The organism is Woodsholea maritima DSM 17123 (genome assembly GCF_000382325.1).
Taxonomy (GTDB): domain Bacteria; phylum Pseudomonadota; class Alphaproteobacteria; order Caulobacterales; family Maricaulaceae; genus Woodsholea; species Woodsholea maritima.
The window spans coordinates 1,574-15,736 of record NZ_KB908068.1 but is presented as its reverse complement, the minus strand read 5'-3'; the positions used below and the strand labels follow the sequence as shown (position 1 = coordinate 15,736).

Sequence of the window (14,163 nt, the reverse complement as noted above, 5' to 3'; positions counted from 1 at the left end):
CCAATCACCAAAACACTACCCAAACAGCGAAAATATACCCGCCCCGACAAACCAAAGCCGCCAGGCCAAATATATCCCCAACCAAGGAAGAAGCCCCGATCTATAGTAAAAACAAAACAGCCGATCAAGAGGAAAAATCACTAAAGTTAGCGAAATTTAAACCTGATGATCGAGCCGGATTGTTTCCGCCTCAACCGAGGACGCGGTGTTTAGGCCGGGGCCGGGATTCCCTCAACCCCCTTTAACAGCCCCCCGGCCTTTTCCACACAGCGCTTCGCCCACGAACCAATGCCTTTGCAGCGACTTAGCTTTGTCTGCATTTAGTTATTCACATGCGTATTTAATGCGCATTTGGGATGACCGGTTCAGCCTTCGCCGCGCGATATATAGCACTCAGGGAGACATCATAGGCCGTAGCCAGATCTTGCGCCCGCGCACCGCAGCGCATTTTAAGGCGAATGGCTGAGCGATCTTCCACACTCAAGCTATAAGGACGCCCCACATGGGTGCCGCGCGCGCGTGCCGCGGCCATACCTGCCTTGGTACGCTCCGCAATCAGGGCGCGTTCAAACTCGGCCAGCGCGCCCATGACATGGAAAAGCAGACGCCCGCCGGGTGAAGTCGTGTCAATACTCTCGCTAATCGATCGAAAGCCAATACCCTCAGCCTCAAAATGAGCCGTGAGATTTATAAGCTGGCTGAGCGAGCGCCCCAAACGATCTAGACGCCAGACAATGAAGACGTCCCCCGCCTTGGCGATTCTAAGGGCTTCATCTAATGCGGGACGTCGACGCACTGCCCCTGACACCCCCTCATCGCACAAAATGGTCTCACACCCCGCCGCTTTCAGGGCGTCATATTGAAGATCCACACATTGCTCATCGGTTGATACGCGCGCATATCCAATCGCCGTCATCTCGCACTCCCCTTCGCGACCTGACGCTATTTTCTCATAACGTTTCCCTTTTGATCACATTTTGTACTCAAGCGTCAAGCGAAAAATACCACCTAAAATAGCATTAATGCAATCTAAGGTCATTCTATCCGTAATTTTCGGGACTTACCTGAGGCGCTCATCACGCAATCGGCAGGTTTTCAAAAGGGAACGCTTTCGAGAGGGCAAACACACCTTCGCCCTCTCGGTCTTGTTCAAAGGGAGACCCCAGATGGAATATACCTTAGCCCTCGATATCGCGCCTGCAGATCTTGATGTGATCAAAAATGCTGGCCAAAAAATTACGCTGATGAAGCGCACATCTAACTCGTCTGCCAATGTCATCTGGCTGACGATTGACCCGTTTCAATCCAACACCGTCCAGTGGCAAGAAGACTATTGGATGTATGCGTCCAATACGGTGTACGCTAACGGCTCAACGATCTCTAAGCTGTCTGAGACCTCTCCTGGGCCAGCCCAAGACGGCATGATGTACACCTTTGCCAACAATAACTTCTCAGAGCCTGCCAAGGCACCCGATGTACCCTCTGGTACTTTTGCTGCGGTCAACCAGGTTTCCTATCAGCAATATCCATCTTTGATCTTTGGTCTGGCCCAATCTGCCATGGTCAATGAATTGCCTGTTGATCGTAAGCCGATCTCAGCGCGCCCAGTGCTTTCAACCCAGCACGTTGCCATCACGCCGTACACCATCGTGGATGTCTTCCTGCAAGGTCATTTCGAAAGCGAAACCATCATCACTAACGTTATCGGCAGCCTGGCGTCCGCCCGTTTCGGGGGCTCCGTTAACACCATTCGGATGACCTACAGCCCAACTGTAGGCGTCTTCGTCCAACGCTAGGGCATCCGCACCCCCTGCCTTAGCGGGCCGGAGGCGCACTGACCCGGACCAGCGCCTCCGGCCACTTCTTATGTCTTCTATGTTGTGAGTTTGCACTGCACTTTTCTCCTCGCCATTTCAGGACAAGAGAGCGGCCCCTTCAAGAGATTTTCGCTCAAGGCTTTTACCTTCCAGGCCATAGCGCTGGCAGGCATGATCAAGAATGCGCGCGAGAAGATCGCTATAGCGCAACCCATCCAGCCCCGCGGCGAGATTCATCTTGCCATCCCAGCACCAACCCGGATTGGGGTTCACTTCCAGGAGCTTAATCTGGCCTTGCGCATCAGCGCGAAAGTCAAACCGCGCATAATCGCGACAGCCCAAACGCTCAAACAGACGGGTGGCATAGGTGATCAAGGCCTGCTGAAGTTCAGGCTCCAACGCCGTGGGAATATAGCGGATGTCCGTCCAATAGGGCGAACCGGGCAAATATTTCGACTCATAGCCCAAGATTTTAGGAAGGCCCGCATCGAGCAGGCCATAATCGACCTCCAGAATCGGGAGGGCGTGGATTTCGCTTTCGGGATTGCCCAAAAGGCAGACGGTATATTCCTGACCGGTCAGAAACTCCTGAATCAAGATCGGCTTGGCCCCAAATTGCTGACGCAGCGATTCGATCCGGGCCAACAAGGCGGACTTATCATGGACAATCGCGTCTTTGGTAATCCCGATAGAACTATCGCCAAAATTCGGCTTGAGAATCGCCGGGAAAATACCGGGCAAGGTCGCGGCCTGATCACTGGCGCGCAAATACGTTTCCGCCGGAACCGGCACATCCAAAGACGCCGCGAGCGCCCGCACCAAGGCTTTATCATAGCAGGCCGCCAGACAGGCCGGTCCCGCGCCGGTATATTTCAGGTTCAACACCTCTAAATAGGCCGGGACGTGCAGCTCCTTAAAGGCATCATTATTCCAGCCCTCATCACACAGATTAAGCACGAGCTGGGCGCGACTTGATTCTAGCGCTGAAGCCAGGCTGGCGTGATTATCATGATAGCTGAAGGTATAGCCGGGCAGCTTGGCCAGTGCATTTTTCAGCCGATTGAGCGTGTCAAAGTCTTCTTCATTGAACTGGCCCCCGCGTTTCACCGGATCTGGCAAGCGCGGATCGCCCAACAGGACCAGCACATCAATGGGTTCACGCCCAATTTTCTTGGGTAGAGCACGGCGCGGGGCATGGGCGGTGACAATCTCGCGATGGGCCATCATGCCCAAATCCTGCGCACGCTCTGATTCGACTGACAAGCGGCCATGAAAGCGCACATCCTTGAAACCCGCCTTATTTAAAAGCGCCTGGATTTGCTCGCGATTATACAGGCGCTCGGCGTAAAACTGATCGGCGATCACCCCGCGCTCATCATGAACGACAACCTCACGGCTGATCAGGCGGCGGCGATCCGATGACAAGCTGCGCTCGCGGCAGACAAAGTGATTCTGGTCGATCCATTCCCAGGAGCGTTTTTCAAAATTGCGCCCCATCCAATCGCCATCGGTGAGATCGAGATAAATCTGTCCCCCTGGAGCCAGGGCCTTCATCACCCGCTTTAACACTTTAAGATCATCATCCTCACTGGCAAAATAGCCAAAGGAATTGCCCATGATCATCACCAGATCCTGGCTCATCTCTGGCACGCGCAGTTTTCGCGCATCGCCTTCTTTAAAGGACGCGGTAAAACCCCCAGCGTCCGCGCGGTGACGCGCAACCCGGATCAAATAGCGCGAGCGATCCACCCCGGTCAGCTGAGTAAAGCCGCGCTTGGCCAAGGCCAAAGTGTGCCGGCCCTGACCACAGCAAAGGTCCAAGACCCGCTCATGGGCGGTGATTCCCGTGGTCGCGATCAAAAGATCAATTTCTTCGGCCGTGATCACATCGTTTTCAACGACATCGCCATCGGTTTTCAGATACAGGTCATCAAACAGATCACGCCACCATTCTTCAGGCAGATGGCTTTCCAGATCCGCCAACGGGCCTAAACAGCCGATCGGACCACGTGCAGCGCGCAGCGATTGCGGTGGAGATAAAGATTTAGAGGGTTGAGACATCGGGTGCGCGGTAGATAATCGCGACTTGGCCATTGAGCGGCGCTCCAGATCACGTCCCTGCGGCCATCCGCGTTATGACGGACATGATAAATGCTGCGCGTCATACACAAAATCGCACCCATCTAATATCGGTTTTTATCGCCTGAGCGATCACATTTATTGTTTCAAACCCCAAATGCAAAACGCCCCGCAAGAGCGGGGCGTTTCGTTTAAGTTTTAAGGCAATGAACTAGCGATTTCCGCCCTCACCGGTGCGCCGGGGACGGCGCTCGAGCTGTCCATCTTTGCGCCCTTGAAACGAAGGCCGCTTGGCCCCCGTGCGGGGCTTGTCATCACGGTTGAAGCGGCGCTCACCACCGGCCTCATTATCGCGGCGTGGACGATCACCATTTGGGCGGTCACCGCGCGGCTTGTCATCACGGTTGAAGCGGCGCTCACCGCCCGCATCATTATCGCGGCGCGGACGATCACCGAAAGGACGATCTCCCCCACGGGGCTTATCATCGCGGTTGAAGCGGCGCTCACCACCGGCCTCATTATCGCGGCGTGGACGATCACCATAAGGGCGGTCACCGCGCGGCTTGTCATCGCGGTTGAAGCGGCGCTCACCGCCGGCCTCATTATCGCGGCGCGGACGATCACCGAAAGGACGATCCCCACCGCGCGGTTTGTCATCACGATTGAAGCGGCGCTCACCACCGGCCTCATTATCGCGGCGTGGACGATCACCATAAGGGCGATCCCCGCGCGGCTTGTCATCGCGGTTGAAGCGGCGCTCACCGCCCGCATCATTATCGCGGCGTGGACGATCACCATATGGACGGTCACCGCGCGGCTTGTCATCGCGGTTGAAGCGACGCTCACCACCGGCATCATTATCGCGGCGTGGACGATCACCATATGGACGGTCACCGCGCGGCTTGTCATCGCGGTTGAAGCGGCGCTCACCGCCCGCTTCATTATCGCGGCGTGGACGATCACCATAAGGGCGGTCCCCGCGCGGCTTGTCATCGCGGTTGAAGCGACGCTCACCACCGGCATCATTATCGCGGCGTGGACGATCACCATATGGACGGTCACCGCGCGGCTTGTCATCGCGGTTGAAGCGACGCTCACCACCGGCATCATTATCGCGGCGCGGACGATCATTAAACTTGCGTTCGCCGCGCTCCTCGCCTTGGCCACCGTCACGCGGATGCGGTTTATGCAGACCGCGTTGCACAGGGGGGCGTTTATTACGCGGACGATGGGCGGTTCCGCGGCGTGAAGACGGGCTGCCCTCACGGCCGAAATGCGGCAGATCACGCGGATCGGTCAGCTCCTCGCCCGCCTCATCTTGTGCCGCAAAACGCAGGCGCGTCTTGGTCAGGCGCTCAATCTCATAAAGATAGCTACGCTCGCTGGCATCACAGAAGGACACCGCAATCCCGCTGGCCCCGGCGCGCGCGGTCCGGCCAATACGGTGGACATAGGCTTCAGGCACATTGGGAAGCTCGAAGTTGAAGACGTGGCTGACGCCATCAATATCAATACCGCGCGCTGCGATATCGGTCGCGACTAGAACTTTCAGCTTGCCTTCGCGAAAAGCTCGCAAAGCGCGCGAGCGCTGTGGCTGGCTTTTATCACCATGGATCGCAGCGACATCAAAGCCCTGGCTTTCCAACTTCTCACAAACTTTATCCGCACCGCGCTTGGTCCGGGTAAAGACAATGCCGCGCTCCATATCGCGCGCAGACAACAACTCGTGGAGTTTTTCCTGCTTTTCCGCGCGTTCCATAAACCAGACACTCTGGTCGATACGCTCAATGGGTTTCGATTGCGGGGCAACCTCAACACACTCAGGGTTCTTCAAAAACTCATCGGCCAAAGCGCGGATTTGCTTCGGCATGGTCGCGGTCAGCATCACACATTGGCGATTAGCTGCGCTGGAGGCCAGAATCTGGCGCACCGCAGGCATGAAGCCCAGATCCATCATCTGGTCGGCTTCATCCAAAATCACCGTTTCGGTGGCATGAAGCGTGATCGCTTTAGAGCGCACATGATCGAGCAAGCGACCCGGGGTCGCGATCAGGATATCCACCCCGCGCGCCATAGCTTTAATTTGCGGATAGGCACTCGCCCCGCCCACGACGGTGGTGCTGGAAAAGCGGATATTCTGCCCATAGGCGCGAACATTATGGGCAATCTGCAAAGCCAATTCACGCGTTGGGGTCAAGATCAGGGTACGACAGGATTTAGGCGCAGGGCGCTCGACCCCTTCGGCAATTTTATTCAAAGCCGGAAGCACAAAGGCGGCGGTTTTACCGGTACCGGTTTGGGCAATACCCAAAATGTCACGGCCCTTCATCATCGCTGGAATAACAGCGGCTTGAATCGGGGTTGGGGTTTGGTAGCCCTCTTCGGCAAGAGCGCTTAAAATAGGATCGGCAAGGCCAAGATCAATAAACTGGGTCAAAGACATACTTTCAGCCCGCATTCATGCGGTTCGCAAACGGGCAACCCGCCTTCAAGGGCGGTTTTGATTATAAGGGGGTCGCTATCCGTTTTCGGTCGTTGACCCGGGCTCGTCTTGATTATCCGAGAACCGCTTAATAAACCCTTGTGGATTCAGCGGTTTAAAAAGGGGATGGTCAATTCGCAATGATGCATACACCTGTATGTCATTGGCCCCTTGCCGGATCATGCCCGGCGGAAAACAAGGCGGCGCTTATCTCACACTCGGCGCGAACAATCAATGCCTGATGTTAGACATTTGTGCCAACGCCCTCTTGGTGCGCCCGTTCTGCCACACGTCGGTCAAATGCGCCCTGGGTGTGATTAGCGAACGCAACCAGAGACAACATCACCGGTACTTCGACCAAGACACCCACCACTGTCGCCAAGGCTGCGCCAGAATTGAGACCATAAAGGCTAATCGCGACCGCCACGGCTAACTCAAAAAAGTTTGATGTCCCGATCATGGCGCACGGCGCAGCCACCTTAAACGGCACACGCAGCCCCCAGGCTGCGCCATAGGCAACCGCGAAAATACCATAAGATTGCACCAGCAGCGGCACAGCAATAAGCGCGATAATCAAGGGCTGGCTTAAAATCACCTGACCTTGAAACCCAAACAGGATCACCACAGTTGCGATCAGACCTAAGATAGACAGCGGTTTGATCTTAGCGGTATAGGCACTGATCGCGCCCTCACCGCCGCCGGACTTCAAGAGCAGCGCGCGCGTTACCAGCCCGGCTATCAGCGGCACAATCACATAAAGCACAACCGACAGGATCAAAGTATTCCACGGCACGGGGATATTCGTAACGCCCAATAATATCGCCACCAACGGCGCATAGGCGAAGACCAAAATCGTGTCATTCACGCTGACCTGCACCAAAGTATAATTGGCATCGCCGCGTGTGAGTTGCGACCAGACGAAGACCATCGCGGTACACGGCGCAGCACCCAATAGGATCAGACCGGCAATATAGCCATTGGCATCCGCGGCCGGAATCCATGGCGCAAACACCCCTTTAAAGAACACCACGCCCAGTGCCGCCATGGTGAAGGGTTTGATCAACCAATTGATCACCAGAGTAATAATCAAGCCCTTTGGTTCTTTCGCGACATGCTTGATCTCACCCAGATCCACCGCAATCATCATGGGATAGACCATGGCCCAAATCAAAACGGCGACGACCAGATTGACCTTGGCAAACTCCAGCCCCGCCAAGGCCGCAAACAGGCCAGGTAAAAACTGGCCCAGCGCCAAACCGATGATAATCGCTAATCCAACCCAAACACTCAGATAGCGTTCAAACATACCCATAATGATGATCCTGATTTATGTGCGCGGGCGCTGATCCATCGGCGTCGCCGCCAAATGGGAAAGAAAGTCGATAAGCGCGCTTAGCCCTTGAGGTTTGAGCGAATAACACACGCGTGGGTGCTGAATTTCCCCCTCAATAAGCCCCGCCGCCTTCAAAATGCGCAAATGCTCTGACGTAGTCGAGGCCGCCAGCCCCACCTCATCACTTAAATCGCACCCGATGCAGCTGCGCTTTTCCATCAAGGTTTTAAGGATCTGCACACGCGCAGGATGGGCCAAAGCCTTGGCGATAGTCGCAACATCTTCCAGGTCGATAGGATCTAAAGTCTCAGCCATCGCGCTTCTTCGTTATTCGACGAAATACGAAAGTACGCATAGCATTTCATGAAACTATGAACAATAGGCGGAGCCAGACATTTTAGCCTAAACCTCAGCCGGTTGCGCCCAGACTAAAATCACCCCTGCGATCAATACACCTAGACCATAAAGCGCAACATGGCCCCAGCGCCGGGCCTGATAGGCCTCGATCACGGCCCGCAGCGCCTGCAGCGCGTAATATAAAACGAAAGCCTTTGAGGCATAGGTGATGATCTCAAAAATATCCGCGACCCAGGTGAGGACCAGGGCCAGACCGGCCGTTAGTAGATTGCCCCAGGCCACAGAGATCCGCTTTTTAGACGTCTCATAGATCAATCCGCCCGCACCATTTAAATCCGCAACTGCCGCGGAAGACTGCGAGGCCAAGGCCGCCATAATCAACAGGGCCGGCACGATGGGGCTTAAAACGCCCAGGCGCTCGATAATCACGGTTTCTGCGCCCTGGCTGGGTAGGTCGCCTTGGAAATAGACCGCGCCCAGACCGATAAAGCCAAGATAAATCAGGGTTGAGAGCCCTTGCGCCCAGCGCATGGTTTTCACGCGTTGATCCACACTATAGGCTGAGCCCAGATATTTCGACGTTTCAAAGCCCTGCACCAGGATCAAAAGCCCCAAGACAATGCGCAAATCCTCGATCTTGTTCTCAAGCTCAAAGCTAACCGCTTGCCCGCCATCATGATCAACCAGCTGAGCAACGATAAGCCCCACCAAAACCGCTGCAATAATGGCAAGCTTGACCCCGACGGAAAAAACCTCCAGCTCCTCCAGCGCTTTGAGCCCGCCCAAAAACCCAATGAGGCCCAGGCCCATAATCACCGCGCTCGATACCGCCCGGATCCATAAAGGATCAATGACGCCTAGCCCCTTTAAACCAAAGGCCGCAAAGAGGTTTAAATAATAGGCGACCGAAATGAAATAGGCGAGCGAGAGGACAAAGTCAGAAGCCCGCTCCACGCCCTCGACGACACCTTGGGCAGGACCGGTTTGGGCTTCGACCTGCATCGAAAACCGGATGGCCGACCCATAAAGAAAGGCTAGCGCGCAAAGCCCGCCCATGGCGAAAACCGCCCATCCGCCAAAAACACTGGTCAACAACGGGCCTGAGATCAAAAAGCCCGAGCCAATGATCGAGGCCAAGGGCGTAATCATCGCACGCCATAGGGCCGCGCGGCGCAGTTTGGGATAAAAAACCACGCCCAACATCACACAGCAGACGATCGCGATAACGATAGAGATCATGGCCTTAGCTCTCTTGGCACTCTTGAACGCAGGGGTGACGCCCGCAGGTTTACGCCCTAGACTTCACCGGATTTGACTTTCGTTTCAAGCCGGTATCGCCATGACGAGAAAAATTTCCACAATACGCGGGTCCGCGCAGGCCCCCAGCGCGCCTGCAATAGACGATAACGTCTTCAAAACCTTACACCAATGGGCGCTGCATCACGCCCCGACCCCCGGCACGCATATCACCGCCTTGTCCGGTCTACGCCTGTTCCGCGCGAACACAGACCAGCATGTCAGCCGCCATCAAGGCGAGATGATGACCCTGGCGGTGGCTCTGTCAGGACGTAAGATTGTTCATCTCGGCCCCACACCTTTGATCAATGCGCAAGGCCAGGCCCTAGTGATGCAAGGCCATTGCCGCTATAGCGCAGATGTTGAGGCAAACCCTGTGACGCCCTATCTGGCGATCAAGTTGGAATTGCCCCCCAGCCTGGTGGCCCAAACGGTGATTGACTTGATCGCTGTGCGTTCACAACCCGCCCGCCCGCCTGCGCCCCGCGCTGCCTTTGTGGGCCCCATCGAGCCCTCGCTTTATCAGGCGCTCTTTCGTTTGACTGAATGTCTGGAAAGCCCAGAATCGCGGCTTGTTCTGGCCCCTTTGATCTTAAAAGAAATCATTTTTCATCTGCTGCAAAGTGAGGCAGCTTCGGCCTTGCTCGCCGGACTTCGCCGCGATGTCATCAAACTTTATCAAGCCATGACCTATATGGAGCAATCCTGGCAAAGCCCCCTCAGCTTGAATGATATTGCGCAGCATGTCGCGATGAGCCCCTCGCATTTTGCGCACCGATTTAAAGCGCTCGCCGGAATGGGTGCGATGCATTATCTCAAACTCACCCGCCTGGAAGAAGGCCGCCGCCAACTGTTACGCGGAGCCAGCGTCAGCGAAACCGCCTATGCGCTGGGCTATGCTAAGCCTTCTCATTTCAGCAGCGATTTCAAACGCCGCTTTGGCCTTGCGCCCTCGCTCTATCATGGCACGACACATCACGCGCTCAGCTATCGCGCCGCTGAATAATGCGCAGGATTTAGGTGCTCCCTCACATTATCGTGGCTCGTGCCAGCCCCCGCTCCTTTCTATAACGGCCTCCTCAAAGTAAAGGAGCGTCCATGTCTATTTCCGTCCTCGTCAATTTTACCGTCAAAGCCGAAGCGCTTGAGACCTTTAGCGCCTTGATGGATCAGACCCAAATCCATCTCCCCCAAGTCGAAGGGTGTGAGGGTGTCCGGATTTTCCGCCATCGTGAGACCCCACCTCATTTCACCTTGGTCGAAGACTGGCAAAGCGAAGCCCAACATAAAGCCCATATCGAAAGCTTGATCGCATCAGGTCAATGGGCCGACATAAACGCCATGCTCGATGCAGCGCCCACCACGCATTATGTCCATGCCATCGGGTAAGCATAAACACTCAAGAACAAGGCGGGCCCACCGGGCCCGCCTTCTTTTTTGCCATATGCTTTAAAAACTTAGAACGGCACCAGAACGCTGATCGTGCCGCCATAGGCATCAAAGTCACCGACCCCGATCCCATCATAGAAGCCCTCACCGCGCACAAAGACATTCGGCCCCGGAATGAACAGGACGGCCCCGCTTTCTACCCGAGCGCGGAATTTATCCTGCGCCGAAAGAATACCGGTAGTCATGCGCACATCATCGAGCAATTGATCGAAATCATAGAGCCCAGAGACGCCGAAGTTCAATGTCAGATCATAGCGGTTCTCTGCAGGCAGATGGATTGAGACTTTCGGCCCAAACTCAAACCGGCCCAGATCAAAGCTCTGCTTTGGAATGGCATTACCCAGAGTGTCCTCATAGGATTTCTGCTCTTCCCAGTAATAAGTCAGACGCGCGAACGGATTGAAGGTATAGCGCCCGACCGTGAAGTCCCCGGTCAAACCGCCTTGGAACAACATCCGCTCGGTTGAGAAATCATCATAGAAGAGGCCCAGCGCATTGACCCGGTTATCCGACCAGCCATAGGTCGCACGGCCATCAAAATAGAGATTTTGATGAAGGCGGACCACTGTGTATGGCCCGACCATCCAGCCCAGACCATCGGCGGCGGTATTTTCGCCCGCATTATCCTCATCCGAGATATCAAGCTGCGCCATCACACCGATCAAGGCGTTCTCACGATAGCGATAATCAATCCCGCCGAAGAAGAAGGCATTCTGGCTCTTATTCCCGCCGGTTTCCGCATTGGAGAATGAGCCTTGAACCCAGACATCGACATTTTGCAGCTCGCCATCACTGCCGCCAACACCGGCCTGAACCGCGCGGCTAGAGTTTGACGACGCACTGCGGCGCGGCTGTGCCCGATCGCGCGGAGCCTCCTGACTATATCCAGGCCCCGCAAAGGCGAGGCTGCCGGTATCGAGCTCAGGCGTTTCACGCCAAGAGGCCGGAGCCGCTTGATCATCGGCCTCCGCAAACAGGCGGCTGACAGCGTCATTGCGCTGGCGATGGGCACCCCACCGCTGGGCAAAGGCGCGAAGAGAGAACTCAAACTGTCCGGTCTGGCCCATGGGTGTGGCATCAAAGGCAAAACCATTGCGATGCTGAGACCCGTCGAGCACACTCTTCAAGCGGACCACCAGATCTGGCTGAACAGAGACGATGCGGTCAGCCCGATGGGTCACGAAAGAGGCAATCACCTCTTGCGTGCGGGCAATATCCGCCGCGCTATCACGGCTGTTGGTCAGCGAGAAGCGCACGGCTTCTACGCCTTCTACACGGGCTGTGACCGCATAGGGTTCAAATGAACGCCCGCCCAGATACCGCGACGCGGTATCATTGGCCGTCATTGACGAGCTTACCGCCAAGCCTTCATCATTGGTGACCACGCTTTGACTGGCCGAACCCGTTTCAGCAAAGATCAAGGATGCCCCAGCACCAGGCGCGCTGAACACAACGGTGGCCCCTGGAACGGGATAGCCATTGGCATCACTCACCCGCACACTCAAAGGCGATGCGAAAGCGGTATTGATCACTGCGGCCTGATCATCACCGGCGACAATCGCGACCAGTGCCGGAATACCTTCGGCATTACCATCTACGGTAATATCGAAGGGATTTTCATCCGCATCATCATTGGCCAGGCTGAGAGTGAAGGCGAATGCGCCCCCGGCCGTCGGCGTATACCCCACGGTGAGGGTTGTGCTCGCCCCACCGGCCACGCTTGTCGAAGCCAAGCTCAAATCATTGACCGTGACATTTGTCTGGCCGCTTAGCGCGCTTTGAAGGTTTGGCGCAGTCAAAGTCAGCGGTGCATTACCGCTGTTGGTAAGGGTATAAACGATTTGCGAACGCTCATCGGCGATCACTTCTGAGGCAACACTATCCGTGCCCCCATCACTGAGATCGCCACTTTCAGACGAGCTGACCTCAATCTCCGGCGCGCCACTGGCCGTTCCGGCTACGCCAATCTGATAAAGCGCTTCATTGCTATCATTGCTGGCCAGCGAGACCGTGAAGCTGAACGGGCCAGAGGTCACAGGTGTGTAGTTCACATCCAGACGTGCCGTTGCCCCCGGTACCAAGGATATCCTATCCCCCACAGCTTGAGGCGATAAACGCCGTGCACTTGTCGAGGCCGATGCGGTGACTTGGAACGAAATCGAGTTAATCGTCACATTGGTGAGATTTGATACATTGCCCGATACGCTGGGCATATTCACCATCAACGTCTCTGTCCCGGAATTGGTGATGGTATAACTCAACATTGAGCCCTGACCCGCAGGGGCAGGTTCGGGAATTTCATCGGTGCTGCCATCATTGACCGCACCACCGCCAGTGCCCGTGATGTCAATCTCCGGTGCACCGCCGGTGCCTGTGCCCGTGACGGCAAAGTTGAACGGGGTCTCATCGGCGTCATTATTGGCAATCGAGACATCGAAGCTGAACGCGCCATTGATGGTGGGCTGATACTCGACTTGGAAGGTCACCGCCGTGCCGCCGGGCGTGATGGAAGTCCCTGTCAGCGTCGGGGTATTGGCAATCGTAACATTATTGGCGTTATTCACCGTCAAAGCCAGACCCGTGAGATCTGCCAAGCCCGTATTGGTGAGGGTATAGGTCAGGGTGTCAGACGTAGTGACACTCTTATCACCCAACGCTTGATCAACACCATCGCTCAAAGCCCCACCTTGAGATGAACTCACCTCGATCTCCGGTGCACCCCCGGTACCCGTGCCTGAGACCGTGAAGTTAAACGGCGCTTCATCTGGGTCATTACTGGCGACGATAACGTCAAACCCAAACCCGCCATTGATCACAGGGGTATAGTCCACTGTAAAGGTCACCGCCGTGCCACTCGGCGTGATGGAAGTCCCCGTCAAAGCCGGGGTGTTGTTGATGGTGACATTGCTGGCGTTATTCACCGTCAAGGCCAAGCCCGTCAAATCGGCTAAACCTTCATTGGTGAGGGTATAGGTAACGCTGTCTTGCGTTGCCACGGCTTTATTCCCCAAAACATGTGCAACACCATCTGTTTGCGCCCCACCTTCAGAAGCCGAGATCGCAATATCAGGCTGCCCCGTTGAAGAGCCGGACACGGTAATGTCATAGGGATTTTCGTCCGCATCATCATTGGCAAGACTAAGCGCAAAGCCAAAGCTGCCGGCCAGGGTTGGCGTATAATTGACAACCAAAGTGGTTGTCTCCCCGCCTGGTGCGACGCTCGTTGAGCCCAAGACCAGGGAATTGACCGTGACATTGGATGCACCAGAGATATTCGTGCCCACCGTCGGGGTCGTGAGCGTCAAGGTGTCGGTGCCAGAGTTCGTGATCGTATAGGTCACCGTGCTGGC

The 14,163-nt window shown here is 55.8% G+C and carries 10 protein-coding genes; 3 read left to right on the top strand and 7 right to left on the bottom strand.

Features of this window, described 5'->3' with window-relative positions:
• Positions 1-340 precede the first annotated feature (340 nt).
• Positions 341-916 carry a recombinase family protein gene (locus H151_RS16680; protein WP_019962469.1) on the bottom strand — a complete coding sequence of 192 codons (576 nt, stop codon included), beginning with the start codon at positions 914-916 and terminating at the stop codon, positions 341-343.
• A 250-nt stretch (positions 917-1,166) separates the two neighbouring features.
• On the opposite strand from H151_RS16680, the gene H151_RS0114945 reads away from it, so the two are divergent.
• Positions 1,167-1,796, top strand: coding sequence for a hypothetical protein (locus tag H151_RS0114945; protein WP_019962468.1), 630 nt, complete (start codon positions 1,167-1,169; stop codon positions 1,794-1,796).
• A gap of 117 nt (positions 1,797-1,913) precedes the next feature.
• Here the strand turns inward: H151_RS0114945 and H151_RS0114940 are convergent, their stop codons facing one another.
• From H151_RS0114940 to H151_RS0114920, 5 genes are all read right to left on the bottom strand, one after another.
• Positions 1,914-3,911, bottom strand: a complete 1,998-nt coding sequence (locus H151_RS0114940; protein WP_019962467.1) for a methyltransferase domain-containing protein — start codon at positions 3,909-3,911, stop codon at positions 1,914-1,916.
• A 196-nt stretch (positions 3,912-4,107) separates the two neighbouring features.
• Positions 4,108-6,339 carry a DEAD/DEAH box helicase gene (locus H151_RS17450; protein ID WP_083918655.1) on the bottom strand — a complete coding sequence of 744 codons (2,232 nt, stop codon included), beginning with the start codon at positions 6,337-6,339 and terminating at the stop codon, positions 4,108-4,110.
• Between the two features lie 283 nt (positions 6,340-6,622).
• Positions 6,623-7,690: an ACR3 family arsenite efflux transporter gene (gene arsB, locus H151_RS0114930; protein ID WP_019962465.1), complete on the bottom strand. Its 1,068-nt coding sequence runs from the start codon at positions 7,688-7,690 to the stop codon at positions 6,623-6,625.
• 15 nt (positions 7,691-7,705) lie between these two features.
• Positions 7,706-8,026 (bottom strand): ArsR/SmtB family transcription factor, encoded by a 321-nt coding sequence (locus H151_RS0114925; protein WP_019962464.1) that lies wholly within the window; start codon positions 8,024-8,026, stop codon positions 7,706-7,708.
• An 87-nt stretch (positions 8,027-8,113) separates the two neighbouring features.
• On the bottom strand, positions 8,114-9,307 hold the full coding sequence (locus H151_RS0114920) for a hypothetical protein (RefSeq protein ID WP_019962463.1): 1,194 nt from the start codon (positions 9,305-9,307) through the stop codon (positions 8,114-8,116).
• Positions 9,308-9,407: 100 nt separating this feature from the next.
• Here H151_RS0114920 and H151_RS0114915 point away from each other — a divergent pair, with 100 nt between their 5' ends.
• Together H151_RS0114915 and H151_RS0114910 are read left to right on the top strand one after the other, a co-directional pair.
• Positions 9,408-10,370, top strand: coding sequence for an AraC family transcriptional regulator (locus H151_RS0114915; RefSeq protein ID WP_019962462.1), 963 nt, complete (start codon positions 9,408-9,410; stop codon positions 10,368-10,370).
• A gap of 92 nt (positions 10,371-10,462) precedes the next feature.
• Complete coding sequence (locus H151_RS0114910) at positions 10,463-10,753, top strand: putative quinol monooxygenase (RefSeq protein ID WP_019962461.1); 291 nt, start codon at positions 10,463-10,465, stop codon at positions 10,751-10,753.
• Between the two features lie 68 nt (positions 10,754-10,821).
• Here the strand turns inward: H151_RS0114910 and H151_RS16670 are convergent.
• Positions 10,822-14,163 (bottom strand): choice-of-anchor D domain-containing protein (locus H151_RS16670; protein WP_019962460.1); only part of this gene is annotated, 3,342 nt, incomplete at its 5' end.

Coding starts and splice junctions, on each gene's coding strand:
- H151_RS16680 (WP_019962469.1), bottom strand. CDS start 916: ATGACGGCGATTGGATATGCGCGCGTATCAACCGATGAGCAATGTGTG.
- H151_RS0114945 (WP_019962468.1), top strand. CDS start 1,167: ATGGAATATACCTTAGCCCTCGATATCGCGCCTGCAGATCTTGATGTG.
- H151_RS0114940 (WP_019962467.1), bottom strand. CDS start 3,911: ATGGCCAAGTCGCGATTATCTACCGCGCACCCGATGTCTCAACCCTCT.
- H151_RS17450 (WP_083918655.1), bottom strand. CDS start 6,339: ATGTCTTTGACCCAGTTTATTGATCTTGGCCTTGCCGATCCTATTTTA.
- arsB (WP_019962465.1), bottom strand. CDS start 7,690: ATGGGTATGTTTGAACGCTATCTGAGTGTTTGGGTTGGATTAGCGATT.
- H151_RS0114925 (WP_019962464.1), bottom strand. CDS start 8,026: ATGGCTGAGACTTTAGATCCTATCGACCTGGAAGATGTTGCGACTATC.
- H151_RS0114920 (WP_019962463.1), bottom strand. CDS start 9,307: ATGATCTCTATCGTTATCGCGATCGTCTGCTGTGTGATGTTGGGCGTG.
- H151_RS0114915 (WP_019962462.1), top strand. CDS start 9,408: ATGACGAGAAAAATTTCCACAATACGCGGGTCCGCGCAGGCCCCCAGC.
- H151_RS0114910 (WP_019962461.1), top strand. CDS start 10,463: ATGTCTATTTCCGTCCTCGTCAATTTTACCGTCAAAGCCGAAGCGCTT.